Raw genomic sequence first — 26,338 nt, forward strand, 5'->3', positions numbered from 1 at the left:
CCCATCCCCTCTTGCCCAGCATGCTGACGGCCCATCTGGGTCTGGACGACGATGCCTCCATCCTCGATTTCGACGTCGACGGCGTGCTGCGCCCTTTGCTGGCCGTGGGCCTGGCCAGCGTGCCAGAGGATGCGGAGCAGGCGCCGCACCAGCACCGCAAGGGGCAGCTGCTGTACGCCACGCGGGGCGTGATCCATTGCGAAGTAGAAAGTGGAGTGTGGATCGTGCCGCCCCAGTGCGCCGTGTGGATACCGGGCGGCCTGATGCATTCGGCGCAGGGCGTGGGCGAGGCCGAGTGCTACTGCCTGTTTATCGAGCCGGCCACGGCGCCGGCCTTGCCGGCCATCTGCTGCACCGTGGCTGTCTCGCCCCTGTTGCGCGAACTCATCACCAAGGCGGCCGGTTTTCCCACCCTGATCGCGCTGCAGGGCGCGCAGGAACGCCTGGTGGCGACCCTGCTCGACGAATTGGCGGTCGCGCCCGTGGAAGACTTGCATTTGCCAATGCCGCGCGATGCGCGTTTGCGCCGCCTGGCCGCCCTGCTGCTGGCGCAGCCAGCCGATAAAAGCACCCTGGCCGAGTGGGCCAGCCGCATCGGCATGAGCGAGCGCAGCATGACCCGGCAGTCGCTGGAGGAAATGGGCATGAGCGTGGGCCGCTGGCGCCGGCAACTGCACGTGATCCTGGCCTTGCAACGGCTGGCGCAAGGCCACAGCGTGAAAGCGGTGGCGCTGGAACTCGGTTATGAAAATACCAGCGGTTTTGTCACCATGTTCCGCAAGGCCGTGGGCAAGCCGCCGGCCCGCTACCTGGCGGAACGGGAATCCGGACGCGCATGAAAAAAGGCGGCATATGCCGCCTTCGTCACGCATCGTCGCTGAAAATCAGACTTCGCGCGCCAGGGCCAGAAATTCCGTGCGCAGCGCTAGGTTCGGCTGCATCTCGCCCAGCATGGCCGAGGTGATGGTTTCTTCGCCCGGCGTGCGGATGCCGCGGCTTTCCATGCACAGGTGGCGGCAGCGTACGACCACGCCTACCGATTTCGGTTCCAGCACTTCCATCAGCGCATTGGCGATCTGCATCGTCATGCGTTCCTGCACTTGCAGGCGCTTGGAGAAGCAATCGACGAGGCGCGTCAGTTTCGACAGGCCGACGATCTTGCCGTTGGGCACGTAACCGATGGTGGCCTTGCCGAAGAACGGTGCCAGGTGGTGTTCGCAATGGCTGTAGACGGGGATGCCGCGCACGACGATCAGCTCGTTGTACTGTTCCGCGCCATCTTCAAAGGCTTTCAGCAAGTCCACCGGGTCCTGGCCATAGCCGGACGTCCAGTGTTTCCACGCCTTGGCCACGCGCGCCGGCGTTTCCAGCAAGCCTGGACGCTGCGGATCTTCACCAAGGCTGCTGATCAGCCGGCGCCAGTCGTTTTCGGAGAATTCTTCTTGAGACATGCTAAACCACCCTAAAATTTTCAATTGCCGCCAGTATATAGAAAATGCGGCAGGCTGCCTGAGCAGCCCCTGCTTTTCCCGCTACGCCGGCGGCCGGTGCGCGCCGACCAGCAGCGCGGAGATCGACACGCTCGAACTCGCCTCCGGCCACGCATCGCCGGGGCCGAACCAGCGCGCCTCGGCGATCTCGTTCTCGTCGAGGCGGATCTCGCCATCGAGATAATCGGCTGTAAACGCGATCATCAGCGAATGGGGAAACGGCCAGGACTGGCTCATGAAGTACTGCAAGTTATGCACGCGCAAGCCCACCTCTTCCATCACCTCGCGGTGCACCGCTTCCTCGATCGATTCGCCCGCTTCCAGGAAACCGGCCAGCGGGCTGAAGCGCTGCGATGGCGAATTTTTATGCATGGCCAGCAGCACCTGCTCGCCCTTGCGGATGAGCACCATCATGGCGGGCGAAATGCGCGGGTACGCGAGCATGCCGCAGGCGGCGCACGTAAAGCAGCGTTCGCCGCGCGTGCGCTGCATGGGCGTGGCGCACACGCCGCAATGGCGGTGCGTGCGCGCCCATTCGGCCAGCTGCACGGCGCGGCTGGCCAGGCCCAGGAAGTCATCGTCGACGGCGTTGAACAGCGAACGCATGCCGTGATACGCCAAGCCGCTATCGGCGGGCAACAACTCCGCATCCGTCCAGACCGTCTGGCAATAGCGGCCCTGCCACCAGCCCACGGGCTGGGCGCGGCTCAGGTCGATATCGAGCGCGGCCGCCTCGGCGGCAGTGGGCAGGGTCAGCCCGGGCATACGCAACAGCAGGCGCCCGCGGTGAAAGACGAATGTCAGCGTCTCGGTGGCGGCCGGGGCCGGTTCGGGCGTGTCGATCAGGGGGACGAAGGCAAGAGGCGTGTGCAGCATGTGCTGGGAAGAAATTTGTAAAGGTTGCTCATCATACTCCCGCTGCCAAACGCTTGCGCGCATAGCAGCGCCCGGACTGCAAAGCAAGCATTCATGAGCCATGCGCGTGTTTTTTTTGCGCTAAGTCCAATCCGTTGCGTAAACGATACTGATAACGATTCTCATTTACGAAATAGCGCCCAGTTATTACAATACCGCCTATTCCGTCTCCATCGCCAGCCACTTGCCCGCGTGCCCAAGCACTGCGGCGCAGAGCCAGCCAGGAACCACCACCCTGAACTTATCGAGAGAGCAAGATGGCAATCAAGAGCCGCAAACACGCCCCAACCCGTTTCAACCAGCACATCGGCGCCGCCCTGGCCGTGATGCTGCTGCCCGTCGCCGCCCAGGCGGCCGACCCGGCCGGCCAAAGCGCCCCGGCATCGCAGCAAACCCTGAACGAAATCAAGGTCGTGGGCTCGAAGGAAAATGATTTCAAGGCCGAAAAAGCCTCGTCGCCGAAATACACGGAAGATCTCGTCAACACGGCGCAAACCATCGTCGTGATCAAGAAGGAATTGATCGAACAGCAAGGCGCGCTGACCCTGACGGACGCGCTGCGCAACACGCCCGGCGTCGGTACCTTCTTCCTCGGCGAAAACGGCAACACGAACACGGGCGACGCCGTCTACATGCGCGGCTTCGATGCCTCGGGCAGCATCTATGTCGATGGCGTGCGCGACGTGGGCTCCATCTCGCGCGACGTCTTCAACATCGAACAGATCGACGTATTGAAGGGCCCGGCGGGCACGGACAGCGGCCGCGGTTCGCCGACCGGTTCGATCAACCTGGTCAGCAAGACGGCCACCATGGAAAACAAGTTCAATTCGCTGCTGACGGCCGGCAGCGGCAAGCAGAAACGCGCTACGGCCGACTGGAACCGCATCATCGACGCCGATTCCGGCACGGCTTTCCGCCTGAACCTGATGACGCAAGACAGCGGCAATCCGGCGCGCGACGAAGTCAAGAACAAGCGCTGGGCCTTCGCGCCTACCGTCACCTTCGGCATCGGCAAGCCGACGCGCATCACGGCCAGCTACCTGCACGTGGATCAAAATAACGTGCCCGACGGCTTCGTGCCCACCATCGGCCTGCCCGGCTACAGCACGCCGGACAGTATCACGCCGACGAACAAGGTCATCCGCACCTTCCTGAATAGCGCCGCCAAGGTCGATCCAAAGAATTTCTACGGTTCCACCGCGGACCACGACAAGGTCAAGGCCGATATGGCTACCTTGCGCATCGATCATGATTTCTTGCCCAACGTGCAGATTCAGAACACCACGCGCTACGGCAAGACCAAGCAGGATTACCTGTTGACGGCCTTCATGGGCAGCACCGCCAACCTGAAGACGCCGGTGGCCACCGATCCGTCGACCTGGACCCTGGCGCGCTCGCTGCGCACCGTCAAGGATCAGGAAAACACGATTCTGACCAACCAGACCGTGGTCAGCGCGCAATTCGATACGGGCGTGCTCAAGCACTCCGTGGTGGCCGGCGCCGAATTCACCAGCGAAAAGCAGACCAACTACAGCTATGTGCCTGCCAGCCTGGGCACCATGCCGGACGCCAATCTGTACCATCCGAACCCGCGCGACCCCGTCACCGGCTACCAGCCCGTGCGCAGCGGCGCCTACAGCCAAGGCGAAGTCAACACGCAAAGCGCCTATGTCTTCGACACCATCAAGTTCGGCGACAAATGGATCTTCAACGGCGGCGTGCGCTTCGACCATTTCAACACCAGCTATGACTCCGTCACCCTGCAGACGGCCGTCGCCGCAGGCCAGGTGCAAAAACTGCCGGTAGGCACGCCTATTCCTGTTCACATCACCCTGAACGACACCTTCGCCAACGGCAAGATCTCGGCCATGTACAAGCCGACGCCGGACAGCAGCGTGTATGCGCTGTGGGCCACCTCGAAGGCGCCGCCGGGCACCAACTTCACGCTGAGCACGGGCGCCAGCAGCGCGCAAAATCCGATGTATGATCCGCAGGAAACCACCACCAAGGAAATCGGCACCAAGTGGGATTTCCTGAAACAAAAACTGTCGCTGTCGGCCGCCGTCTACCAGACGGACGTGAAAAATGAAGTAGAGCAAGATCCCGTCGACCTGATCTACTATCAGAATGGCAAGAAACGCGTGCAGGGCGTCGAAATCGGCATGGTGGGCGAGATCATGCCGAACTGGCTGGTCAGCGCCGGCTACACGCGCATGAATACCAAGGTCGAGTCGGGCAAGGTCGTCACGGCCAGCGGCATCAATAACCTCAGCTACACGCCGAAACAGGCGTTCACGGGCTGGACCTCGTACACCCTGCCCTTCGGCCTGAAGATCGGCGGCGGCGCGCGTTACGTGGGTGAAATGCTGCGCGGCACCGATGGCGCCGTCGGTACGCCGGCCCGCGTGGATGCCTACTGGGTCTTCGACGCCATGGCAACCTACACCGTCAACAAGAACCTCGACTTGCAGTTGAACGCCTACAATCTGGCCGACAAGACCTATGTGGCGGCCATCAACAAGTCCGGCTTCCGCTACACGCCCGGCCAGCCCCGTTCGTTCAGCCTGACGGCGAATATCAAGTTCTAACATCTAGAGAACACGCATCGCGTCACATCAAGCCCCTCTTCGGAGGGGCTTTTTTATTGTCCTGATAATCTTGTCTTTTTGGCGCAACGCCGCCCTGCCGCGACTAGCGTATGAAAAGTCATACAGCGATGCGCTTGCGCGTCCAATATTTCGCGCAAACGTGCAAAGTTGCAACATCTAAGCAACAAAAAAGCTTCCTCAAATCAACAACTTAAGAAGTTAGGTTCCAAATTCCCATTTCAGGCATATCCTTTGCTATGTACAGGTTTTGCTGCAAATAATCGCTGGCACGCAAGGGCTTGTTTTTGAGAAATATTGACTCCAAGCTTGAGTTGCTCGCAATCAATAATCCGCTCACAGCGGCGTTTCACCGGAGGAGTCATAATGAAAAAGAAACGGCCATTAACCCTGTACATCCTGATTGCCATGATCCTCGGCATTGCCGTCGGTTATGGATGCCATTCCGCTTTCCCCGATGCGGACATGAGCAAGCAAATCGCTGGCAATATTTCCATCGTCACCGACGTCTTCCTGCGCCTGATCAAGATGATCATTGCGCTGCTGGTGTTCTCCACCCTGACGGTCGGCATCGCCCACATGGGCGACGGCAAGACGGCCGGCCGCATCGGCCTGAAAGCCATGTGCTGGTTCGTCGTCGCCTCGCTGGTCTCGCTGGCGCTGGGCATGGTGCTGTCGAACCTGATGCAGCTCGGTACCAACCTGGGCTTGCCATTGCCGGACGTACACGCTTCAACGAATCTGAAAACGGCCGCCTTCACCTTGAAAGATTTCTTCACGCACCTGGTGCCGAAATCGCCGATCGAGGCCATGGCCAACAATGAAATCCTGCAAGTGCTGGTGTTCTCGATCTTCTTCGGCGGCGCACTGGCCGGCCTGGGCGAATCGGGCAAGACCCTGACGGCCGTCGTCGACCAGCTGGCGCAAGTCATGCTGCGCATCACCGGCACCATCATGAACCTGGCCCCACTGGCCGTGTTCGCGGCAATGGCCTCCGTCATCACCACGCACGGCCTGGGCGTGCTGGTCACGTTTGCCAAGTTCATGGGCGGCTTCTACCTGGGCCTGATGTGCCTGTGGGCCCTGCTGATCGGCGCCGGCTTCGTCGTCATCGGCCCGCGCATCTTCAAGCTCGTCGGCCTGATCCGCGAACCATTCCTGCTGGCATTCTCGACGGCCAGCTCGGAAGCGGCCTATCCAAAACTGCTGACGGCGCTCGACCAGTTCGGCGTGGACCGCAAGATTTCCAGCTTCGTGTTGCCGATGGGCTACTCCTTCAATCTGGACGGCTCGATGATGTACTGCACCTTCGCCGTGCTGTTCATCGCGCAAGCCTACGGTATCGACCTGTCGATCGGCACGCAGATCACCATGCTGCTGCTGCTGATGCTGACCTCGAAAGGCATGGCCGGCGTGCCGCGCGCCTCGCTGGTGGTGATTGCCGCTACCCTGAACCAGTTCAATATTCCGGAAGCGGGCCTGCTGCTGCTGATGGGCGTCGACCAGTTCCTCGACATGGGCCGTTCGGCCACCAACGCGGTCGGCAATGCCGTCGCCACGGCCGTCGTCGCCAAGTGGGAAGGTGGCCTGGCCACCGAGGAAGAAGCAGCCGCGGCCAACGCGGCCAACCAGAACACGGAAAGCCATTGGGGCGAAGCGGATCACGCTAGCAAAGCCTGATAGCGCCATGGCCCGCCACAAGCGGGCTATTTATTTGTTGTCCATGTTGAGTAACAAGCAGTCAGGTAGTGCGATCAGTAGTCATTCCAACTTATTAGAGAGATTTTCATGAAAAAAGTCCTGTTTACCCTGCTGACCCTCGGCGCAGCCTCCACCGGCGCCATGGCCCAATCGAGCGTGACCATCTACGGCGTGGCTGACGCCGGCCTGGTGTTCGACAAGGATGCGGCCGGAGACCGCCTGAACCGCGTCGCTTCCGGCGTCGCCTCGGGCTCGCGCATCGGCTTCAAAGGCAAGGAAGACTTGGGCGGCGGCCTGGCCGCCACCTTCGTGCTGGAAAGCGGCTTCAATATCGACACCGGCACCTCGGGCCAGGGCGGCCTGCTGTTCGGCCGCCAGGCGTATGTCGGGCTGACCGGCAGCGCCGGCGCCGTCACCCTGGGCCGCCAGTACTCGCCGTACTACCTGGCCCTGCGCGACGTGGCCGATCCGTTTGTCATCGGCCTGGCCGGCACGGCGTCGAACCTGATGGTGACGAATATCCGCGTCGATAACATGGTGCAATACAGCACGCCGACCTGGAGCAAACTGTCGGCCGACCTGGCGTACGGCTTCGGCGAAGTGGCCGGCGACAACGCGAAAAACCGCAGCATGGGCGGCGCCGTGCATTACATCGATGGCCCGCTGAACGTGACCCTGACGCACCACCGCAAGGAAAATGCGCTGGCGACCCAGCAAACGCGCAACACCCTGCTGGCCACGCGCTACGACTTTGGCGTGCTGCAAGGCAACTTCGGCTACGCCGACAACCGTGCCCTCGACAACAGCAAGAGCAACGACATCCTCGTCGGCTTCAGCGCCCCGTTCGGCGCCACCAAGCTGGTCGCCTCGTACATCCGCCACAACGACAAGAGCAACCTGAACCGTGATGCCCAGCAGTGGGCCATCGGCGCGTTCTACTCCCTGTCCAAGCGCACCGACCTGTACACCGGCTATGGCCACATCAGCAACAAGAACGGCGCCACCTTCGTCGTCGGCAACGCCACCGACAATGGCACCGGCAACAGCGGTTTCAACCTCGGTATGCGTCATACCTTCTAATCGCGGCTCACGCTAGCGCAGGCCGCCGGATGCATGTCCGGCGGCTTTTTTTATGTTGAGACACATCAAGATGCGATACTGTGGGTTCTTGCAAGTTGGCAGCTGATTTTATGAATAGCAGTAACAAACCCACCCTTTCCTGGCGCCAGCGCCTGTCGCAACGGTCGGGCCGCGAAACGCTGGCCTGGGGCGTGGTGCTGGCCGCCTGCCTGGCCACCGTCTGGCTCGTGTATTTCTGGACGGAACGCATCGCCATCGGCAAACTGCAGGCAAGCGGCGCGCAGCGCCTCGAAGTGTATGTGAGCAGCCTGGAAAACGCGCTGGAGAAATACGACTTCCTGCCCAAGACCCTGGAACTGAACCGCGACGTGATCCGCCTGCTGCAACACCCGGAAGACCCGGTGCTGGTCGACACCGTCAACCATTACCTCGAGCAGATGAATGCCCAGGCGAAATCCTCGACCATTTTCATCAGCAACCTCGACGGCAACACGCGGGCGGCCAGCAACTGGCAGGGGCCGGACAGCTTTATTGGCGACAACATCTCGTTCCGCCCCTACGCCCAGGATGCCTTGCGCGGCACGCCGGGCCGCTTTTATGGCGTGGGCACGACGCGGCTGGAGCCCGGTTACTTCTTTGCCCACGGCATCTACCAGAATGGCCACATGCTGGGCCTGGCGACGGTGAAGGTGAACCTGGAAACCCTGGAAAAACGCTGGGTACAGGGCGCCGACAAGGTCATGCTGGCCGACGAGCACGGCGTGATCTTCCTCAGTTCCATGGCGGACTGGAAGTACAAGACCCTGGCGCCGCTGTCGCCCGCCGTCGTCGAAGAACTCAACCGCACGCGCCAGTATTACTCGAAGCAGCTGGAAGCCATTCCCTTCGTTTCCGACCGCCAGCTGGGCAATGGCGCGCGCGTGATCAGCGTACGCGAACAGGAACATGCCGACACGCCACCGAAGACCAGCTCGAGCGTCATGACGCAGATCAAGCTCAAGTCGCCGCAAGGCTGGACCTTCATTTACCTGTCCGACCTGGCGCAGGCGAAAGCCAGTGCGCGCGCGGCGGCCGCCTTCTCGTGCGTGCTGCTGGGCTTTTTCATGCTGCTGTTCTTTTACCTGCGCCAGCGCCGCGCGGCCGTGGCGCAAAAACTGCGCGCCCGCGAAGACTTGCAGCATGCCTACGACAACCTGGAAGCCATGGTCGAGGAGCGCACCTCGGAACTCAACGCCATGACGCAAAGCCTGAGCCAGGAAATCGAGGTGCGCAGCAAGGCCGAACAGAAACTCCACATCACGCAGAATGAACTTTTCCAAGCAGGCAAGATGGCCGTACTGGGACAGATGTCGGCCAGCATCACGCATGAACTGAACCAGCCGCTGACGGCGCTGCGCACCATGTCCGACAATGCCGTCATTCTGCTCGAGCGGGGCCGGCTCGACGACGCGCGGCGCAACCTGGCGAAGATCTCGCAAATTGCGGCCAGGATGGGGACCATTACGGGGCAATTGAAGATCTTTGCGCGCAAATCGACGACCAGCCTGACCTCCGTCTCGATTCCCACGGCGATCAGCAACGCCCTGTTCCTGGTCGAACGCCGGCTGCAGGTGGAAAATGTGCGTTTTACGTTGCAACTGCCGCCCGAGGACATCTTCGCCATGTGCGAAAGCAACCGCCTGGAGCAGGTGCTGGTGAACCTGTACGCCAATGCGCTCGACGCCATGAACGGCAGCGACGTGCGCAGCCTGCGCGTGGCCGTCGAATGCACGCACGAGCACGTGCTGATCCACGTGGCCGACACGGGGCCGGGCCTGTCGACGGAAGTGTATGAACACCTGTTCGAACCATTCTTCACGACCAAACCGCAAGGCCTGGGACTGGGTCTGGGGCTGGCCATTTCCGAACAGATCACGCGCCAGTTCGGCGGCGTGCTGCGCGCCGAAAACGCCCCCGGCGGCGGCGCCATCTTCACCATCGAACTACAGATTGCAACGCAGGAGGAAAAACATGTTTGACGGCTTGAAGGTCTTGCTGGTCGAAGACGACCCCACCGTACGCGAAGGCAGCGAACAGGCATTGCAACTGGCCGGGCTGGACGTGCTGGCCTTCCACTCGGCCGAGCTGGCCTATAAACTGCTGACGCCCGATTTCCCCGGCATCGTCGTGAGCGACGTGCGCCTGCCCGGCATGAGCGGCCTGGAATTGCTGCAAGCGGTCAAGGCGCTCGACGCCAACCTGCCCGTGATCCTCGTCACGGGCCACGGCGACATCACCATGGCCGTGCACGCCATGCGCACGGGCGCCTACGATTTCATCGAAAAACCGTATTCATCCGACCAGCTGGTCGACGTCATCCTGCGCGCGCTGGAAACCCGGCGCCTGACCCTGGAAGTGCACAGCCTGCGCCGCCAGCTCGAGGACGGCGGCGGCATCGAAGCACGTTTATTGGGCAATTCCGTGGCGATGCGCGACATACGACGCCTGATACTCGACGTTGCAGACGAACCGGCCGACGTGCTGATCTATGGCGATACGGGCACGGGCAAGGAAATGGTGGCACGCTGCCTGCACGACTTCAGCCACCGCCGCAAGCACAACTTCGTCGCCGTCAACTGCGGTGCGATTCCTGAAAGCATATTCGAAAGCGAAGTCTTCGGCCACGAACCGGGCGCATTTACGGGCGCGGCCAAGCGGCAGGTGGGCAAGATCGAGCACGCGGACCAGGGCACGTTCTTCCTCGATGAAATCGAAAGCCTGCCCCTGTCCCTGCAAGTGAAATTGCTGCGCGTGCTGCAGGAACGCTATATCGAACGGCTCGGTTCGAACGTGCCCACACCCGTCGACGTGCGCGTCATCGCGGCGGCCAAGCTGGACCTGGAAGACTTGTCTCAGCAGCAGAAATTCCGCAGCGACCTGTATTACCGTTTGAATTTGATCGTGCTGCACCTGCCGCCGCTGCGCGAACGGCGCGAAGACATTCCCATCCTGTTCGAACACTTCGTGCTGGCCGCCGCCACCCGCTACAACCGCGCCGCGCCCGTCGTCTCGAGCGCCCAGATGCGCAACCTGATGGCCCATTCCTGGCCCGGCAATGTGCGCGAATTGCGCAATATCGCCGACCGCTTCGTGCTCGGCATCGCCGGCGGCGCCTCGAGCCTGCTGGCGAGCGCCCAGCCCAGCCCGTTGTCGCTGGCGGAGCAAGTGAACGGCTTCGAACGCGCCCTGATCGAACAGGAACTGCGCGCATATGCGGGCAACGTCAGCGAAGTGAGCACGGTGCTCGGATTGCCGAAACAAACCTTGTATCACAAGATGCAGAAGTACAACCTGGTGGCGGAAGAATTCCGCTAGGCGTCTGGAGGGAGGCGAAGCGATTCAAAAAAGCAAAAAAAATATTGCCGAATGGTATATATTATTTCTTTTTGATAATTTCTTAAAGCCAATGAAAAAACCTGCTTTCCTCTTTTCCCTGTTGCTCTGCAGCGCCAGTTTTGCCCAGGATACCGCCACCACCGAAGCACCCGCCGCCGAAGCGGCCAGCGCGCCAGCGGCGCCGGCAACATCGGCCATCAGCCGCCTGCGCCTGTTCGGCCAGAATGGCGCCACGGCCTTCCTGTACCGCGACAGCAGCTGCATCCGCGGCATGTTCAGCGATGGCGTGGAAAAAGCCAGTGGCGGCATGAGTTCCGCCTTCGGTTCCCTGATCGGCAGTGTCAGCAATACCAGCCTGGGCATCCCGGAGACGGAAACGTCGAAAAACCTGTCGCGCAAGGATGGGATTTTCTCGAAAGCCTATTTCCGCGAATACGAAGTTCCAGCCGACAAGCCAAGCAGCCTGCGTATCGGCTTCCAGGACGTTTCGCCATTTTATGTGGTCAACGGCATCAACTATGAAACCGTCTCGCCCAGCTGCAGTGGCGACATCACCTTCACGCCGCGCGCGGGCGAAGATTACGAAGCGGCGTTCTCGTGGGAAGGCAAGCGCTGCAGCATCAGCATCAACCGGGTGATCGCCAAGGACGGCAAGACGGAACTGGTCCCCGTGCCCATCACGCGCGCGCCAAGCTGCTAAGCAACATCAGGCGGCCCGACGAATCCCGTGCGCAAGGGCACGACCCAGTCGGGCCGCCCGTTGGCCAGCGCCAGCCGGGCCGCCTTGTCCCAGTCATACTTGACCGCATATAACTGCGCCGTCCAGGCGCCATCGGCGCCCTGTTCCGCGATGGCATAGCGCGCGTGCGGCGTGCCGTTTTCCATCACGTGCGGATAGCCGTGGTCGTCGTCGTAGGCCTGCAAGCCCACGCTGCCCGGATTGACGATCAGCCGTCCATCGGCCAGGCGCACCTGGCGCGGCATGTGCGTGTGGCCGCACAGGATCAAGGCCGCGTCGGCATCGCCGGCCCGTTCGGCCACCTCCTGCGGCGTGGCGGCGCGGCTGCCTTGCGGCGTGACGCTGTCGAGAAAATACACGAGATCGCTTGTCGGCGTGCCATGCACGAGCAGCACGTCTTTGCGCAAGCGCAAGGTGGCGGGCAGCGCCGCGATCCAGTCCAGTTGCTCCGGCAACAGTTGCGCGCGCGCAAAAGCGTCGGACACGCCCATGCGGGCCGGGTCGCCGAACAATTGGCGCTCGTGGTTGCCGCGGATGGTGGGCAAGCCGAGCCCCATCAGGCGCGCCGCGGTGGCGCGCGGCTGCAGATGGCCCGAGACGATATCGCCCAGATTCACGGTCACGTCCACGTCACGCCGGGCGATGTCGTCCAGCACGGCCTCCAGCGCATCGAGGTTGCCGTGGATATCGGAAATGGCGGCGATTCTCATGTTCCCTCCTGTGCGCCCCATTCTGCGCGCGTCAGACGATACAGGCAATGGGTGCGCAATGCGTGTCCTGGCGGCAGGGCCGGATGCTCGAAGGTAGCAGCATCGCGGCGCATGCCCAGGCGCGCCATCAGGGTGCTCGAGCGCACGTTGGGCAAGGCCGTGAACGAGACGATCTCCGGCAGTTGCAAACGCTCGAAACCAACCTGCAGGGCGGCGTGCGCCGCTTCCTGCGCGTAACCTTGTCCCCAGTAATCGAACGCCAGACGCCAGCCGATTTCCACGCATGGCGAGCACGGCAATTGCGCGTCGGGGCTATGCAGCCCCGTCATGCCGATGAAGGCATTGTTTTCACGCAAGGTTACCGCCCATAAACCCCAGCCCCGCCCGGCGATCAATCCGCTGCAGCGCCGCGCCATGGCGTCGCTGGCGTCGCGCGACAGGGCCGTCGGGAAATATGCCGTCACGCGGGGATCGGCATTCAGCGCCGCGAATGGCGCCAAGTCGCTGTCGCGCCATTGGCGCAGCAGCAAACGCGGTGTCGCCAGCTCGATGATTGCTTGCATCGTTTTCCTCTCCTCTAACCAGGACTTACATACGGTAGGACAAATCCGACGGTAATTTGCGCCGTGCGGCTACGTAATTCAAAAGTAACAATTGCTACCATTTCCTCATTGCACTGTTGCCCAAAACGTAACGTCGCGACAGTTTTCACTTTATTTTGAGGAGTTACCCCATGTCTGTCATGTCCGTGTCCACCCGCCTGTCCCCACCACGCCCGCACCACCTCGCCTTGCGCGGCGCCATGATGCTGGGCGTGCTGGGCATTGCCACGGCGGCCGCCACTGCACGGGCCGAGCCATCGCCCACGCTGGACCGTGTCAGCATCTCGGTGGGGGCGTTTTCCGCCGATCCGCGCATCAATATCGGCGCCGACACGCAATTTGGCCGCATCGACGCGCCCGAATCGAAGCAAAGCCATACGACCATCCCGCGCATCAAGGCGGACTTGCTGATCGGCGACCGCCATGGCCTGGCATTCGACTACTACCGCTACGACAAATCCTACACGCCAAGCCTGACGGGCGAGACCGTCATCAATGGCCAGCCCGTCACGGGAACGGCCACGGCAAATGCCGATCTGAAGCTGGACCTGGCCAAGCTGGCCTATAAATGGTGGCTCGGCAGCGGCAACGACACCTTGGGCATCGGTCTGGGCGCCGCCTATTACCATGCCAACCTGAACGGCACGGCCACCGGCGTCGTCAATGGCGAAACGGCCACGGCGCGCGATTCCATCGGCGAGCACGCGTTTGCGCCGCTGCTGGAAGTGGGCTGGCGCCATGCCTTCACGCCGGATTTGCGCATGTATGCGGAAGCGTCGGGCATCAAGAAAAATGGCGGGCGCATCAACGGCCACATCTACGGCGGCAATATCGGCGTGGAGTGGTTCCCGTTCAAGAATATCGGTTTCGTGGCCGACTACGGCATCTCGAAAATCAAGCTGCACCGCGACAGCGAACGGGATGCCGACCTGAACATCCGCCTGACGGGACCGTCGGCATATGTGAAAGTACGCTTCTAAACCGGCTCAGGCCGCCGGTTTCAGCAAAGTCAGCTGGAACTGCGGCAAGTCCGGATCCTCGTACGCCTCGATCCTGGCAAACGGCAGGCACGCAAATGCCTGCCGCCAGAACGCGCAGGCAGCGGCATCGGCGCGGAACATCGCCACCAGCCACGTCTGCTCGCTGCCCAGCAGCACGCGGCGCACCACTTCCAGCGCCACGCCCCGGCGCCGGTACTTCTTCAAAATAAAGAAGTCGCTGAACTCCTGCACCGGCAGCTTGCCCGCCACGCCAGGCTCCGTGATGAAAAAGCCCGCCAGCGCACCATCGACCTCGATCCAGACGGCAGTATGCGCGGGCGCATGCACATACTCGGCCAGCCCGGCATCGCACACATCGTAGCGACCGTCGGCCAGCACGTCTTCACCGCTCCAGGCGGTATTCTCATAGCAGTACAGCTGGAACAGCCGCGCCAGCACCCCTTCTTCGCCGGGCGCAACGGCGCGTAATATCATGTTCTGTGCGACTGGCATGGTCCCGTCTTTCCGACGCCTGGCGTCGCTGAAAATAGCGAGTGTAGCACCGGGTCACTCATCCCCCTGCTGCATTCCAGCGCTGCATTGCCACGCCAACAGGCCGCGCTATCGGTGACAGCGCGGCCTGTTTTTTCTGCGCGGTCAATACCTCAACGGTACACGAGACCACCATCGATCAGCGGCGCCTGGCCCGTCATGTAATCGGCGTCAGGCCCTGCCAGGAAGGAAACGAGTCCCGCCACGTCATCGGGCGTCTCGGCGCGTCCCAGCGCGATGCCGTCCACAAATTTTTTATACGTCGCACCCAGCTCGGCGCCTGTCACTTCGGCCATGCGCTTGTCGATCTCGACCCACATGTCCGTGCCGACGACGCCAGGGCAATACGCGTTGACGGTGATGCCGTCGGCCGCCAGTTCCCTGGCCGCCGCCTGCGTCAGCGCGCGCACGGCAAACTTGGTGGCGCAATACACGCCCAGCAGAGCAAAGCCGTCATGCCCGGCGATGGAGCAGGCATTGATGATCTTGCCCTTCTGCTTGCGCTTCTTGAAGGTCTTGGCGGCCGCCTGGATACCCCAGAGCGTCCCTTGCACATTGATGCGCATGATGCGGTCGACCTCTTCCGGCGTGACGTCGAGCAGCGGCTGCACTTGCGCGATGCCGGCGTTGTTGACGATGATGTCGAAGCCGCCCAGTTCCTGTTCGGCAAACGCCACCGCCGCGCTCACCTGATCGGGCTGCGACACGTCGGCAATGAAGGTGATGGCGCGGCGCCCCAGCGCGCGCACTTCGGCGGCGGCCGCGTCCAGCTTTTCCTGGTGCAGGTCGACCAGCGCGATATCGGCGCCATCCTTGGCCAGGCGCAAGGCGATGGCCTTGCCGATACCTTGCGCGGCACCTGTGACCAGCGCGACTTTTCCGGAAATACCCATTCTGCGTTCCTTTCAATACAGGGAAGAAGAGCTGCAAAACCGGTCCGGCGCAGCGGCGCCCGCAGCCAGTTCCGCATCGAAGAGACGCTTCAGCCTACCCGAAAATCGTATTTCGCCGCATCTTGAAACGTGCGCGGCCAGAAAAACTACATAGGTCAAGAAAGGTGAAAAAACCGTCCTCGAACTGGCCATACGCGCGCTGCCGTACAGGCGCATGGCAACCGCTGGCGTAACATGGACGGCATCGCCACCGTCTGCTTATTCATCCACGTTCAAAGGAAATGCCATATGCTGCGTCGTCACCTGTCCCTTTGCCCCGGCCTGCTGCTGGCGGCCCTCGTGTTTGCCACGCCCGCCTGGAGCGCCGACCCTGTCCACAAGGAAACAGTGGAATTGACGGCAGGCAAAGCCGCGCGTAGCGTGAAAGGCAAGATCAAGGGCTACGCCACGGCCGAATATACGCTGACAGGCAAGGCCGGCCAGACCCTCAGCGTCAAGCTGAAAACCAATCAGGCGTCGAATTACTTCAACATCCGCCAGGCCGGCCAGGAGGAAGCCCTGTTCATCGGCTCGACCAGCGGCAACAGTTACCAGGCGAAACTGCCGGCCGATGGCGAGTACACCGTGCAGGTGTATTTGATGCGCAACGCGGCGCGCAGGAATGCGGTAGCCAGCTACAGTCTGGAGATGGGCTTGCGCGATTAGGCAAGGGAGTCCGCGCGGTCGATGCGGGCCGCATAACAGCCCCGCTTGGCATTGTGGACGTGGATATAACTGACGTCCGCATTGCCGAATAGTCGTGCAATGACGGCCTCGATGGCGGTGCCTTCCACCACATCGGCATCGAGCATCATGCCGTCGGCGCAATAGGCACGCAGCGACAACAAACGCCGCCGCATCGATTCCGGTACTTGATTGATGGCATCGTACACTTGCGTGGCGCCCTCGCGGACAAAAATGGCGTGGCAAGCCCGGTAAGGCGTCATGGCGGGCTGGCACACATGGTTCAACAACAGCACGGTCTCGCCCAGCGGGGCGTCCTCCAGCGTTATACGGTCAGGAAATCCGGGGTATTGGTCGACCACGTAGCGCCGCATGCCGAGCGCCGCCAGCTCGGCATCGGATAGGAAAAAAAAGGGCAGAAAGGGCTCGGGCGACAAGCCCGTAATACGAAAATCCATGCTGTTCTCCGGCGTCGTCAAAAACACCATCAGACCAGCATCGGGACAGCGCCGCCATCCGCTTCTTGCGATCGAATGTCAGCATGCGCCCCCGCATCGCCGTCTACAGCCCGTGCCCATAAAAAAAGCCTGCTTCACGGATGAAGCAGGCTCTTTATCGACAGTGTCTGACGCCAGGCGTCAGAACGGAATGTCGTCATCCATATCCGAGAAGTTCGGCGCTGGCTTCGGTGCCGGGCGTGGCGCCGGTGCCGGAGCTGGACGCGGGGCTGGCGACTGGCGCGGGGCCGGGGCGTCGTAACCGCCGCCACCGCCACCACCGTAGCTGTCATCGCCACCGCCGGCGTCGCCGCCCATGCCGGAACGGCCGCCCAGCATTTGCATCTGTTCCGCGATGATGTCGGTCGCATACTTCTCGACGCCGTCCTTGTCCGTGTATTTACGGGTTTGCAGACGGCCTTCGACGTAGACGGACGAGCCTTTTTTCAGGTATTGGCCGACGATTTCCGCCAGGCGGCCGAAGAACGAGATACGGTGCCACTCTGTCAATTCTTTTTGTTCGCCCGTGTTGCGGTCCTTCGATTTGTACGAAGTGGCCACGGCGATGTTGGCGATCGCGTCGCCGCTAGGCATGTAGCGGATTTCCGGGTCACGGCCCAGATTGCCGACGATGATGACTTTGTTGACTGATGCCATGAATAACTCCTGATGAACTGCAGCGGGAGCCGGTGTCCCGCGCGTTAGTTTAGTGTACTAAACGAGGATTATAAGCGACCACGCGACGCAAAGCACCCGCTTTCTGGCGGACGCCATCTCCCGTGCGGTGGCACGTTTTTTTCACGGCAGAGGAAAACAAGAAACTTGAATACTGGTATTATATACAGTATTCAAACGTCAGTACGCATCTGCATCAAACTTTGTCAGGGCACGTTCGCCCGGCGGCGCAATCCGCCCATGGACGCCTCAGGCATGCAGAGCAAAACCCGGCTATAGTTACAGGTTGACCCGTTGTGGCTCCTCATCTGCACCCAGGCACAATGCGCCGGCCGCACCACTCACTGAAAGCAAGGCAATCACATGGAACAGATCCGCATTCGCGGCGCTCGCACGCATAACCTCAAGAATATCAATCTCGATTTGCCGCGCAATAAGCTGATCGTGATTACCGGCTTATCCGGCTCCGGCAAGTCTTCGCTGGCCTTCGATACCCTGTACGCGGAAGGCCAGCGCCGCTATGTCGAATCGCTGTCGGCCTACGCGCGCCAGTTCCTGCAATTGATGGAAAAGCCCGATGTCGACCTGATCGAGGGGCTATCCCCCGCCATCTCCATCGAACAGAAGGCAACGTCGCACAACCCGCGCTCGACGGTGGGTACCGTGACGGAAATCCACGATTATCTGCGCCTGCTGTATGCGCGCGTGGGCACGCCCTACTGCCCCGACCATCCGGAAAACGCACTGGCCGCCCAGTCCGTATCGCAAATGGTCGATGCCGTGCTGGCCATGCCGGAAGACACCAAGCTGATGATACTGGCGCCCGTCGTCGCCAACCGCAAGGGCGAGCACGTGGATCTGTTCGAGCAGATGCAGGCGCAGGGCTTCGTGCGCTTCCGCGTGCAGAGCGGCACGCATGCGGCCAAGATCTATGAAGTCGATGACCTCCCGAAATTAAAGAAAACGGAAAAACACACGATCGACGTCGTCATCGACCGCGTCAAGGTGAATCAGGAGATCAAGCAGCGCCTGGCGGAAAGTTTCGAAACAGCCCTGCGCCTGGCCGATGGCCGCGCCATTGCCTACGAAATGGATACCGCCCAGGAACATGTTTACTCGAACAAGTTCGCCTGCAATGTGTGTGGCTATTCCCTGCAGGAACTGGAACCGCGCTTGTTCTCGTTCAACAACCCCATGGGTGCCTGCCCCGAATGCGACGGCCTGGGACACATTGAATTCTTTGACCCGAAACGCATCGTCGCGTTCCCGAACCTGTCGCTCGCGTCGGGCGCCGTCAAGGGCTGGGACCGCCGCAACCAGTTTTACTTCCAGATGCTGTCGAACCTGGCCGCGTATTACGAGTTCGACCTGGACATGCCGTTCGAGCAGCTGGACTTGAATTCCCAGCAAGCCGTGCTGTACGGTTCCGGCAAGCAAGTGATTCCGTTTACCTATGTCAACGAACGGGGCCGCACCGTCATTAAGGAACACACGTTCGAAGGCGTGGTCAATAATTTGCAGCGCCGCTACCGCGAGACGGATTCGATGGCCGTCAAGGAAGAATTGGCCAAGTTTATCAATGAAAAATGCTGCCCGTCCTGCGATGGGGCGCGCCTGCGCGTGGAAGCGCGCTTCGTCAAGGTCGGCACCGGCAAGCAGCAGCGCGCCATCTATGAAGTGGCGGGAAAACCGCTGCGCGAGACCCTGGAATTCTTTGAAAAGCTGAAACTGACGGGCGCCAAGAAAGAGATCGCCGACCGCGTGGTCAAGGAAATTATTTCGCGCCTGAAATTCCTCAACAACGTGGGCCTCGATTACCTGTCCCTGGACCGCAGCGCCGATACGCTGTCCGGCGGCGAAGCACAACGCATCCGCCTCGCGTCGCAAATCGGCTCCGGTTTGACGGGTGTCATGTATGTGCTCGATGAGCCGTCGATCGGCTTGCACCAGCGCGATAATGACCGCCTGATCGAAACCTTGAAACACTTGCGCGACATCGGCAACAGCGTGCTGGTGGTCGAGCATGACGAAGACGCTATCCGCACGGCCGACTACATCGTCGACATGGGCATCGGCGCGGGCGTGCACGGCGGCGAGATCATCGCCGAAGGCACCCTGCAAGACATCCTGAAAAACAAGAAATCGCTGACGGCGCAGTACCTGAACGGCAAGCTGAAGATCGCCGTGCCAGCCAAGCGCCATGCGAGCAACCCGGAAAAGCAGCTGGTGATTACTGGCGCGACGGGCAACAACCTCAAAAAGGTCTCGCTGAGCTTGCCGGTGGGCCTGATGACGTGCGTCACGGGTGTGTCCGGCTCGGGCAAGTCCTCGCTGGTCAACGATACCCTGTATCCGGCCCTGTCGCGCCATCTGTATGGTTCGCAGACAGAACCGGCGCCGCACGAATCGATCAGCGGCCTGGAACACTTCGACAAGGTCATTTCCGTCGACCAGGCACCGATCGGCCGCACGCCGCGCTCGAATCCCGCCACGTATACCGGCTTGTTTACGCCGATCCGCGACTTGTTCTCCACCGTGCCGACGGCCAAGGAACGCGGCTACAGCGCGGGCCGCTTCTCGTTCAACGTGAAGGGCGGACGCTGCGAAGCGTGCCAGGGCGATGGCGTGATCAAGGTCGAGATGCACTTCCTGCCCGACGTCTACGTGCCGTGCGACGTGTGCCACGGCAAGCGCTACAACCGCGAAACGCTGGAAGTGCAATACAAGGGCAAGAACATCACGGAAGTGCTGGGCATGACGGTGGAAGAGGCGCATGAATTCTTCAAACCGGTCCCCTTGATCGCGCGCAAGCTGCAAACCCTGCTCGACGTGGGCCTCGGCTACATCAAGCTGGGCCAGAGCGCTACCACCCTGTCCGGCGGCGAGGCGCAGCGTGTGAAATTGTCGCTGGAACTGTCCAAGCGCGACACGGGCCGCACCCTGTACATCCTCGATGAACCGACGACGGGCTTGCACTTCCACGACATCGACTTGCTGCTGAAAGTCATCCACCGCCTGCGCGACCAGGGCAACACGCTCGTCATCATCGAGCACAACCTGGACGTCATCAAGACGGCCGACTGGATCGTCGACCTGGGTCCCGAAGGCGGCGCCGGCGGCGGGCAGATCATCGCCACGGGCACACCGGAAGACGTGGCCGTCAACCCGGCCAGCGTGACAGGCAAGTACCTGGGACCGCTGCTCAAGCAGTAACAACAGCAGCGCAATAAAAAACGGCGCGGATTGCTCATGCAATCCGCGCCGTTTTTTATTCCCGAGTCTACGGCAATGCCGGCAGGGTCACGTTTTTGTCCTTGGCTACTTCCGCAACTTTCATTTCCATATAGCTCCAGACCTTTTCCAGCGCATCATAAAAGACAATGGCCTCATCAAGTACACGGGGAGCAAGCAAACACATGCCACGCGTCTTCTGCGCTGGGTGGTCGCTCATGGTGGCATCCCAGGACTGTACCGTCAGCACTTGAATCTTCCATCGCTCGGTCGCCTTCTTCCGGCCAGCCTCCACAGCCTTCCCGCTCTCATCCGCCCATATATTCGTAAAGAACGTCACGGAGTCGTCGTCCGACCACACGCCGCGTTGTTTCAAGGCAGCCACCATGCCATCCAGCTTTTTTTGATGTGCGGCCTGCTGCTGCCTGAGGCGCTCGACATTGTTCTTCATGCCTGCAGCAAATGTGTCGTCATATCGCTTGGCATAGTCCGCACTTTCACAATCCTGGCGGTGGTCGGCATGAGCGCCGCTGCCGAGCAGGCAGGCAGCCACGGTACTAATGATGATGATCGTTTTTTGTATTTTTTGGGCAGGCATGACAGCGAATAATTTCCATAGGACAATTATTATACCGGCAATAAAAAACGGCGCGGATTGCTCATGCAATCCGCGCCGTTTCTCTTTTGATAGCACCCCAGTCATTGCCGGCGTGTCATTTATCGCACGCCAGTCTTTGCCGGCGTGTTTCTCCCCCACTACTAAACGTTTACTCAACCAAACGCTTTTCCAGCGCAGCCTTGTGATCTACCAATTCTTGCGGCAGATGATACGCGAGTTTTTCAAACAATTCCGTATGCAATTTCAATTCTTCCACCCACGCGGCCTTGTCGATCGAGGTGATGGTGTCGAACTGTTGTTGCGTGAATGGCAATCCATCCCAGTTCAGGTCGCCATACTGCGGTGTCGTGCCGAACAGGTTTTCCACGCCGCCCGCCTTGCCTTCGATGCGCTCAAGCATCCATTTCAGCACGCGCATGTTGTCGCCAAAGCCAGGCCAGACGAACTTGCCTGCCTCGTCCGTGCGGAACCAGTTGACGCAGTAGATCTTCGGCAGGGCCGCCGGGTTGACTTTGCCCACCTTGACGCCCATGTCCAGCCAGTGCTGGAAGTAATCACTCATGTTATAGCCGATAAACGGCAACATGGCAAACGGATCGCGGCGCACGATGCCCATCTGGCCCACGGCTGCAGCCGTCGTTTCCGAACCCATGGTGGCGGCCATGTACACGCCTTCGACCCAGTTGCGTGCTTCGGTGACGAGCGGCACGGTGGTCGAGCGGCGGCCGCCGAAGATGAAGGCGGAGATCGGCACGCCGGCCGGATCGTCCCAGGCCGCGTCGATCACGGGATTTTGCGTTGCCGCAACCGTGAAGCGTGCGTTCGGGTGCGCGGCCTTGGTGCCGGACGCCGGCGTCCAGTCCTTGCCCTGCCAGTCGATCAGGTGGCTAGGCGCTTCCTTGCTCAAGCCTTCCCACCACACGTCGCCGTCGTCCGTCAGCGCCACGTTGGTGAAAATCGTGTTGTCGCGCATGGAGGCCATGCAGTTGTAATTGGTTTTTTCGTTGGTGCCCGGTGCCACGCCGAAGTAGCCGGCTTCCGGGTTGATGGCGTACAAACGGCCATCGGCGCCCGGCTTGATCCAGGCGATATCGTCGCCGATGGTGGTTACTTTCCAACCGTTAAAACTTGCCGGCGGGATCAGCATGGCGAAGTTGGTCTTGCCGCAAGCCGACGGGAATGCTGCCGCGACGTAATGCTTCTTGCCTTCCGGCGATTCCACGCCGAGGATCAGCATGTGTTCGGCCAGCCAGCCCGGGTTGTTGTCCGATGCTTGCGCTTCCTGGTAGCCCATGTTCGAGGCGATGCGCAGGGCGAAACATTTCTTGCCCAGCAAGGCGTTGCCGCCGTAGCCGGAACCGAAGGACCAGATTTCGCGCGTTTCCGGGAAATGCACGATGTATTTGGTGCTGTTGCACGGCCATTTCACGTCTTGCTGGCCGGCCGCCAGCGGCGCGCCCACGCTGTGCACGCACGGCACGAATTCGCCATCGGTGCCCAGCACGTCGTACACGGCACGGCCCATGCGGGTCATGATCTTCATGTTGACGGCGACATACGGCGAATCGGACAGTTCCACGCCGATGTGCGCGATCGGCGAACCCAGCGGGCCCATCGAGAATGGCACGACGTACATGGTGCGGCCGCGCATGCAGCCGTCGAACAGGCCGTTCAGGGTGTGGCGCATTTCGCCAGGTTCGGTCCAGTTATTCGTCGGGCCGGCCGCTTCTTTCGTTGCCGAGCAAATATACGTGCGGTCTTCGACGCGGGCCACGTCGCTCGGATCGGAGCAGGCCAGGTAGGAATTCGGGCGCTTGTCGGCATTGAGTTTTTTCATGGTGCCGCTGGCAACCATCTCGGCGCACAGTCGCTCGTACTCTTCTTGCGAACCGTCGCACCAGTAGATGCGGTCTGGCTTGGTCAGCGCGGCAATGTCGGCCACCCAGTTGATCAGTTTCTGTTGTTTAATATAAGCTGGGACGTTGAGTGCGGCGACGCCACCCATGACGGGCTGATTCATATTACCTCCAATACCAATAAAAGAAATTCTGGTCGTTCCGGCAAGACAGGCAGCATCGTTGAGAGGTGGCTGCGGCTCACTGCGGGCGGTGTGTTCACGCGGGCAGGGCTCTGGTGTCGTGTCCGCCGCGGCGTTCGCGCCAGCGGCATTTACCTGGATCATGCTCCCGGGATGCAGGAACAGTTTGCGCTATCACTATAATCACGAAGCTTCAAAAGTGCCGGCGATTGTACACCCGCGTAACGGCTATTCTCGCAAAAATGTAGGAGAATAGCTTGACTAATGTAGTAGGCTATTCAGCATTTCCCGTATCCTGTTATTTCCCTACCAAATCCTTACTAAAATCGGCCATCCACCATGAAAATTGCCATACTCGATGATTACCAGGATGCCGTGCGCGGCCTCGATTGTTTCCAATTGCTCGACGGCCACGAGGTCAAAGTGTTCAGCAACACGGCGCGGGGCCTGGGCCAGCTGGCGATCCGCCTGGCGCCGTTCGACGCGCTGGTGCTGATCCGCGAACGCAGCAGTTTCAACCGTGCCTTGCTGTCGAAACTGCCGAACCTGAAACTGATTTCGCAAACGGGCAAGGTCAGCGGACACATCGATGTGGCGGCCGCCACCGAGCTGGGCATCGCCATCGCGGAAGGCATCGGCTCGCCCACGGCGCCGGCCGAACTGACGTGGGCGCTGATCATGGCGGCGCAGCGCAAGATCGTGCCATACGCGCAACATTTGCAGGAGGGGCTGTGGCAGACGTCGTCGCTGGAGCCAAAGCACAACACGCTCGGGACGGTATTGAAAGGGCGCACCCTGGCGATCTGGGGCTACGGCAAGATCGGCCAATTGATCGCCGGCTATGGCCGCGCCTTCGGCATGACCATCCTCGTGTGGGGCAGCGAAGCAAGCCGCGCAGCGGCCGTGGCGGCCGGTGATACGGCGGCAGAATCGCGCGCGGCCTTCTTTGAACAGGCCGACGTGCTGAGCTTGCATCTGCGCCTGTCCGACAAGACACGCGGCCTGGTCACAAGCGAGGATCTGGCGCGCATGAAGCCGACGTCCCTGTTCGTCAACACGAGCCGCGCCGAACTGGTGGCCGAGGGCGCGCTGGAAGCGGCGCTGCCACAGGGGCATCCGGGCGCCGCCGCGCTCGACGTGTTTACGGACGAGCCGCTGCCGCCAGGCTCGCCGCTACTGCTGCTGCCGAACGTGCTGGCCACGCCACACCTGGGCTACGTCGAGCGTGACAGCTATGAGCTGTATTTCCGCTACGCCTTGCAAAACATCGTCGATTTTACGCAGCATCAATGCACGCGCCTGCTCAATCCCGAAGCATTGCAGCATGCGCGCCAAGCCCCTCAGGAGCGCTGAAAGCCCTTGATCAGGTCGGGCTCGCCCGTGATGCGGATGGCGGGCGCGGACAGCACGTGCCGGCCGCGCCACAGGCCGGTCCAGCCGGGCGGCCAGGCGATGTCAGGTCCACTGTACGGCGCCACGCCGGCGCGCACGGCGACCACCGGCACGGGCGGCATGTCTTGCAAGGGCTCGCCTGGCGCGCGCTGCATGTCCAGGCTGTACATGTAATCGGGTAATAAAGCGTCGCAGACGCGGCCAAACCACTCGCTATGGTCGTCGTCGCGCCCCAGCGCCTGCGCCAGGCCTTGCGGATCAAAACGGGCCAGGGCATCGATCAGGTCGCCAGTGGAAGCGCCGGGAGAGTCTCCCCAGCCCATCACGGGATTGACGTTGTAATCGGCGCCCGAGCCATACCAGCCTTCGCGCCAGGGACGCTGCATCCAGTCGCGCGGCCCCGTAAACAAATGCCAGCGCCAGTGCAGCCCGGATGGCTTGGGCCAGGAATACAGATACAGTTTTTGATAGCCGGCCTGGTGCAGTGCGCGCACCATGGCCATCAGGCGCGCATGCGGCATGCGGTCGGGCGGCGCGCGGCGAAACAGGATCGCTTCGCCATCGGCAAACTGCACGTCGTCGGTCGACAGGTTCAGGTCCAGGGTCCGCGCTTCGCTGCCGAAACGGGCGGCGATCCAGCCCGTCAGCAAATTGACGGACGTGATCACCCCGTAACCGCGGTGGCGGTGAAAAATGACGGTGCCGGGAGCGAGCGCTTTCATACGGAGTCGGGGGTGGCTGGCAAACAAAGAAACCAGTGTACTCACAGATGGCCAAATTTTCCAGATGCGGCGCAAGCGCAGGCGGCAAGCACGCCGTCCCATCCGCAGCGTCATTCACGCAAGGGCGGCAATCCACGATATCATGCGCGTCATTCTCCACTGACATCGTGACCACATCATGACATTGCGCATACTCGCCACCGGCGGCACTTTCGACAAGCACTACAACGAATTGAACGGTACCCTGGGCTTTTCCGACAGTCATTTGCCGGCAGCGATTGCCCGCGCGCGCATGACGGCGCCCGTGGCGCTGGAGCAATTGCCACTGCTGGACTCGCTCGACATGCAGGATGCGGACCGCCAGCGCGTGCTCGCCTCGTGCCGCGCGGCACAAGAAAAAGCCATCGTCATCATCCACGGCACCGACACCATGCGCGAAACGGCGCAAGTGCTGGGCGCGGCGAATCTGCAGCAAACGGTCATTTTGACGGGCGCCATGATTCCCTACGAAATCGACAACTCCGATGCCCTGTTCAACCTGGGCTTTGCCTGCGGCGTGGCGCAAACCTTGCCAGCCGGCGTCTACGTGGCCATGAATGGCCAGATTTTTGCATGGGACAATGTGCAAAAGAACCGCGCCGCCGGGGTGTTCCAGCCGCTGTGATGCAATTGCACTGCGGCAACGTCGCAGCGCAACAACAAAATGGCATGGCAATATTTCTACGAGGATAAGGAATACCCACATTAATTCCCGCGTGGAAATATTGCAAGCAAAAAAGCAATATATTTGTTCATAAT

At 61.2% G+C, this 26,338-nt stretch carries 23 protein-coding genes; 12 read left to right on the top strand and 11 right to left on the bottom strand.

Going from position 1 to position 26,338, the window contains the following annotated elements; all coding sequences use genetic code 11:
* Positions 1 to 20: 20 nt before the first annotated feature.
* A complete protein-coding gene (locus AC3RCG_RS00205) occupies positions 21 to 839 on the top strand; it encodes an AraC family transcriptional regulator (protein WP_070224821.1) in 819 nt (272 codons plus the stop codon).
* Positions 840 to 884: 45 nt separating this feature from the next.
* Here AC3RCG_RS00205 and folE read toward each other — a convergent pair whose 3' ends face one another.
* On the bottom strand, positions 885 to 1,451 hold the full coding sequence (gene folE / locus AC3RCG_RS00210; RefSeq protein WP_034781250.1) for a GTP cyclohydrolase I FolE: 567 nt from the start codon (positions 1,449 to 1,451) through the stop codon (positions 885 to 887).
* Positions 1,452 to 1,532: 81 nt separating this feature from the next.
* Positions 1,533 to 2,366 carry an NAD(+) diphosphatase gene (nudC, locus tag AC3RCG_RS00215; RefSeq protein ID WP_492405022.1) on the bottom strand — a complete coding sequence of 278 codons (834 nt, stop codon included), beginning with the start codon at positions 2,364 to 2,366 and terminating at the stop codon, positions 1,533 to 1,535.
* A 296-nt stretch (positions 2,367 to 2,662) separates the two neighbouring features.
* Between nudC and AC3RCG_RS00220 the strand changes: the two genes are divergently transcribed.
* From AC3RCG_RS00220 to AC3RCG_RS00245, 6 genes are all read left to right on the top strand, one after another.
* The gene (locus AC3RCG_RS00220) at positions 2,663 to 4,993 is read left to right on the top strand and encodes a catecholate siderophore receptor Fiu (protein ID WP_492405024.1); all 2,331 of its coding nucleotides are present in this window, start codon (positions 2,663 to 2,665) and stop codon (positions 4,991 to 4,993) included.
* A 384-nt stretch (positions 4,994 to 5,377) separates the two neighbouring features.
* Positions 5,378 to 6,691, top strand: a complete 1,314-nt coding sequence (locus tag AC3RCG_RS00225) for a dicarboxylate/amino acid:cation symporter (protein WP_070224793.1) — start codon at positions 5,378 to 5,380, stop codon at positions 6,689 to 6,691.
* Positions 6,692 to 6,799: 108 nt separating this feature from the next.
* Entirely contained in the window at positions 6,800 to 7,792 is a 993-nt protein-coding gene (locus tag AC3RCG_RS00230; protein ID WP_409027593.1) for a porin, read from the top strand.
* Positions 7,793 to 7,902: 110 nt separating this feature from the next.
* A complete protein-coding gene (locus AC3RCG_RS00235) occupies positions 7,903 to 9,810 on the top strand; it encodes a sensor histidine kinase (protein WP_492405026.1) in 1,908 nt (635 codons plus the stop codon).
* The gene (locus tag AC3RCG_RS00240; RefSeq protein WP_492405028.1) at positions 9,803 to 11,146 is read left to right on the top strand and encodes a sigma-54-dependent transcriptional regulator; all 1,344 of its coding nucleotides are present in this window, start codon (positions 9,803 to 9,805) and stop codon (positions 11,144 to 11,146) included. The genes AC3RCG_RS00235 and AC3RCG_RS00240 overlap by 8 nt, the downstream gene beginning before the upstream one ends.
* Before the next feature lie 91 nt (positions 11,147 to 11,237).
* A complete protein-coding gene (locus AC3RCG_RS00245) occupies positions 11,238 to 11,867 on the top strand; it encodes a hypothetical protein (protein ID WP_121670680.1) in 630 nt (209 codons plus the stop codon).
* On the opposite strand, the gene AC3RCG_RS00250 is transcribed toward AC3RCG_RS00245, so the two are convergent.
* Positions 11,864 to 12,616 (bottom strand): metallophosphoesterase family protein, encoded by a 753-nt coding sequence (locus tag AC3RCG_RS00250; RefSeq protein ID WP_492405030.1) that lies wholly within the window; start codon positions 12,614 to 12,616, stop codon positions 11,864 to 11,866. The two genes, AC3RCG_RS00245 and AC3RCG_RS00250, sit on opposite strands and share 4 nt — an antisense overlap.
* Entirely contained in the window at positions 12,613 to 13,179 is a 567-nt protein-coding gene (locus AC3RCG_RS00255) for a GNAT family N-acetyltransferase (RefSeq protein ID WP_070291917.1), read from the bottom strand. Before AC3RCG_RS00255 ends, AC3RCG_RS00250 begins: the two co-directional genes overlap by 4 nt.
* Before the next feature lie 170 nt (positions 13,180 to 13,349).
* Between AC3RCG_RS00255 and AC3RCG_RS00260 the strand changes: the two genes are divergently transcribed.
* Entirely contained in the window at positions 13,350 to 14,198 is an 849-nt protein-coding gene (locus AC3RCG_RS00260; RefSeq protein WP_083287919.1) for a porin family protein, read from the top strand.
* A gap of 6 nt (positions 14,199 to 14,204) precedes the next feature.
* Here AC3RCG_RS00260 and AC3RCG_RS00265 read toward each other — a convergent pair whose 3' ends face one another.
* Together AC3RCG_RS00265 and AC3RCG_RS00270 are read right to left on the bottom strand one after the other, a co-directional pair.
* A complete protein-coding gene (locus tag AC3RCG_RS00265; RefSeq protein WP_492405033.1) occupies positions 14,205 to 14,711 on the bottom strand; it encodes a hypothetical protein in 507 nt (168 codons plus the stop codon).
* 152 nt (positions 14,712 to 14,863) lie between these two features.
* A complete protein-coding gene (locus tag AC3RCG_RS00270; protein ID WP_492405035.1) occupies positions 14,864 to 15,643 on the bottom strand; it encodes an acetoin reductase in 780 nt (259 codons plus the stop codon).
* A 288-nt stretch (positions 15,644 to 15,931) separates the two neighbouring features.
* Between AC3RCG_RS00270 and AC3RCG_RS00275 the strand changes: the two genes are divergently transcribed.
* Positions 15,932 to 16,348: a hypothetical protein gene (locus AC3RCG_RS00275; RefSeq protein ID WP_070291905.1), complete on the top strand. Its 417-nt coding sequence runs from the start codon at positions 15,932 to 15,934 to the stop codon at positions 16,346 to 16,348.
* Here AC3RCG_RS00275 and AC3RCG_RS00280 read toward each other — a convergent pair.
* Positions 16,345 to 16,854, bottom strand: coding sequence for a DUF1203 domain-containing protein (locus AC3RCG_RS00280; protein ID WP_205602307.1), 510 nt, complete (start codon positions 16,852 to 16,854; stop codon positions 16,345 to 16,347). The genes AC3RCG_RS00275 and AC3RCG_RS00280 overlap by 4 nt on opposite strands.
* 150 nt (positions 16,855 to 17,004) lie before the next feature.
* Positions 17,005 to 17,520 carry a single-stranded DNA-binding protein gene (gene ssb / locus AC3RCG_RS00285; RefSeq protein ID WP_492405037.1) on the bottom strand — a complete coding sequence of 172 codons (516 nt, stop codon included), beginning with the start codon at positions 17,518 to 17,520 and terminating at the stop codon, positions 17,005 to 17,007.
* Positions 17,521 to 17,901: 381 nt separating this feature from the next.
* Between ssb and uvrA the strand changes: the two genes are divergently transcribed.
* Positions 17,902 to 20,751: an excinuclease ABC subunit UvrA gene (gene uvrA, locus AC3RCG_RS00290; protein ID WP_492405039.1), complete on the top strand. Its 2,850-nt coding sequence runs from the start codon at positions 17,902 to 17,904 to the stop codon at positions 20,749 to 20,751.
* Positions 20,752 to 20,818: 67 nt separating this feature from the next.
* Here uvrA and AC3RCG_RS00295 read toward each other — a convergent pair whose 3' ends face one another.
* Together AC3RCG_RS00295 and AC3RCG_RS00300 are read right to left on the bottom strand one after the other, a co-directional pair.
* Positions 20,819 to 21,544 carry a hypothetical protein gene (locus AC3RCG_RS00295; protein ID WP_492405041.1) on the bottom strand — a complete coding sequence of 242 codons (726 nt, stop codon included), beginning with the start codon at positions 21,542 to 21,544 and terminating at the stop codon, positions 20,819 to 20,821.
* On the bottom strand, positions 21,537 to 23,408 hold the full coding sequence (locus tag AC3RCG_RS00300; protein ID WP_492405043.1) for a phosphoenolpyruvate carboxykinase (GTP): 1,872 nt from the start codon (positions 23,406 to 23,408) through the stop codon (positions 21,537 to 21,539). The genes AC3RCG_RS00295 and AC3RCG_RS00300 overlap by 8 nt, the downstream gene beginning before the upstream one ends.
* Positions 23,409 to 23,765: 357 nt before the next feature.
* On the opposite strand from AC3RCG_RS00300, the gene AC3RCG_RS00305 reads away from it, so the two are divergent.
* Complete coding sequence (locus tag AC3RCG_RS00305) at positions 23,766 to 24,779, top strand: D-2-hydroxyacid dehydrogenase family protein (RefSeq protein WP_492405045.1); 1,014 nt, start codon at positions 23,766 to 23,768, stop codon at positions 24,777 to 24,779.
* Here AC3RCG_RS00305 and AC3RCG_RS00310 read toward each other — a convergent pair.
* Complete coding sequence (locus tag AC3RCG_RS00310) at positions 24,767 to 25,540, bottom strand: L-asparaginase (protein ID WP_492405047.1); 774 nt, start codon at positions 25,538 to 25,540, stop codon at positions 24,767 to 24,769. The genes AC3RCG_RS00305 and AC3RCG_RS00310 overlap by 13 nt on opposite strands.
* Before the next feature lie 178 nt (positions 25,541 to 25,718).
* Here AC3RCG_RS00310 and AC3RCG_RS00315 point away from each other — a divergent pair, with 178 nt between their 5' ends.
* On the top strand, positions 25,719 to 26,204 hold the full coding sequence (locus tag AC3RCG_RS00315; protein ID WP_034781194.1) for an asparaginase domain-containing protein: 486 nt from the start codon (positions 25,719 to 25,721) through the stop codon (positions 26,202 to 26,204).
* The last annotated feature ends 134 nt before the right edge of the window (positions 26,205 to 26,338 follow it).

The sequence above is a fragment of the Janthinobacterium sp. GW823-FHT01H08 genome (assembly GCF_058797855.1).

What these genes read in the sequence shown, in the direction of transcription:
- AC3RCG_RS00205 (WP_070224821.1), top strand. Translation starts at nt 21, where the DNA reads ATGCTGACGGCCCATCTGGGTCTGGACGACGATGCCTCCATCCTCGAT.
- nudC (WP_492405022.1), bottom strand. Translation starts at nt 2,366, where the DNA reads ATGCTGCACACGCCTCTTGCCTTCGTCCCCCTGATCGACACGCCCGAA.
- AC3RCG_RS00235 (WP_492405026.1), top strand. Translation starts at nt 7,903, where the DNA reads ATGAATAGCAGTAACAAACCCACCCTTTCCTGGCGCCAGCGCCTGTCG.
- AC3RCG_RS00255 (WP_070291917.1), bottom strand. Translation starts at nt 13,179, where the DNA reads ATGCAAGCAATCATCGAGCTGGCGACACCGCGTTTGCTGCTGCGCCAA.
- ssb (WP_492405037.1), bottom strand. Translation starts at nt 17,520, where the DNA reads ATGGCATCAGTCAACAAAGTCATCATCGTCGGCAATCTGGGCCGTGAC.
- AC3RCG_RS00240 (WP_492405028.1), top strand. Translation starts at nt 9,803, where the DNA reads ATGTTTGACGGCTTGAAGGTCTTGCTGGTCGAAGACGACCCCACCGTA.
- AC3RCG_RS00230 (WP_409027593.1), top strand. Translation starts at nt 6,800, where the DNA reads ATGAAAAAAGTCCTGTTTACCCTGCTGACCCTCGGCGCAGCCTCCACC.
- AC3RCG_RS00245 (WP_121670680.1), top strand. Translation starts at nt 11,238, where the DNA reads ATGAAAAAACCTGCTTTCCTCTTTTCCCTGTTGCTCTGCAGCGCCAGT.
- AC3RCG_RS00260 (WP_083287919.1), top strand. Translation starts at nt 13,350, where the DNA reads ATGTCTGTCATGTCCGTGTCCACCCGCCTGTCCCCACCACGCCCGCAC.
- AC3RCG_RS00305 (WP_492405045.1), top strand. Translation starts at nt 23,766, where the DNA reads ATGAAAATTGCCATACTCGATGATTACCAGGATGCCGTGCGCGGCCTC.
- AC3RCG_RS00220 (WP_492405024.1), top strand. Translation starts at nt 2,663, where the DNA reads ATGGCAATCAAGAGCCGCAAACACGCCCCAACCCGTTTCAACCAGCAC.
- AC3RCG_RS00300 (WP_492405043.1), bottom strand. Translation starts at nt 23,408, where the DNA reads ATGAATCAGCCCGTCATGGGTGGCGTCGCCGCACTCAACGTCCCAGCT.
- AC3RCG_RS00265 (WP_492405033.1), bottom strand. Translation starts at nt 14,711, where the DNA reads ATGCCAGTCGCACAGAACATGATATTACGCGCCGTTGCGCCCGGCGAA.
- uvrA (WP_492405039.1), top strand. Translation starts at nt 17,902, where the DNA reads ATGGAACAGATCCGCATTCGCGGCGCTCGCACGCATAACCTCAAGAAT.
- folE (WP_034781250.1), bottom strand. Translation starts at nt 1,451, where the DNA reads ATGTCTCAAGAAGAATTCTCCGAAAACGACTGGCGCCGGCTGATCAGC.
- AC3RCG_RS00275 (WP_070291905.1), top strand. Translation starts at nt 15,932, where the DNA reads ATGCTGCGTCGTCACCTGTCCCTTTGCCCCGGCCTGCTGCTGGCGGCC.
- AC3RCG_RS00315 (WP_034781194.1), top strand. Translation starts at nt 25,719, where the DNA reads ATGACATTGCGCATACTCGCCACCGGCGGCACTTTCGACAAGCACTAC.
- AC3RCG_RS00270 (WP_492405035.1), bottom strand. Translation starts at nt 15,643, where the DNA reads ATGGGTATTTCCGGAAAAGTCGCGCTGGTCACAGGTGCCGCGCAAGGT.
- AC3RCG_RS00225 (WP_070224793.1), top strand. Translation starts at nt 5,378, where the DNA reads ATGAAAAAGAAACGGCCATTAACCCTGTACATCCTGATTGCCATGATC.
- AC3RCG_RS00280 (WP_205602307.1), bottom strand. Translation starts at nt 16,854, where the DNA reads ATGGTGTTTTTGACGACGCCGGAGAACAGCATGGATTTTCGTATTACG.
- AC3RCG_RS00310 (WP_492405047.1), bottom strand. Translation starts at nt 25,540, where the DNA reads ATGAAAGCGCTCGCTCCCGGCACCGTCATTTTTCACCGCCACCGCGGT.
- AC3RCG_RS00250 (WP_492405030.1), bottom strand. Translation starts at nt 12,616, where the DNA reads ATGAGAATCGCCGCCATTTCCGATATCCACGGCAACCTCGATGCGCTG.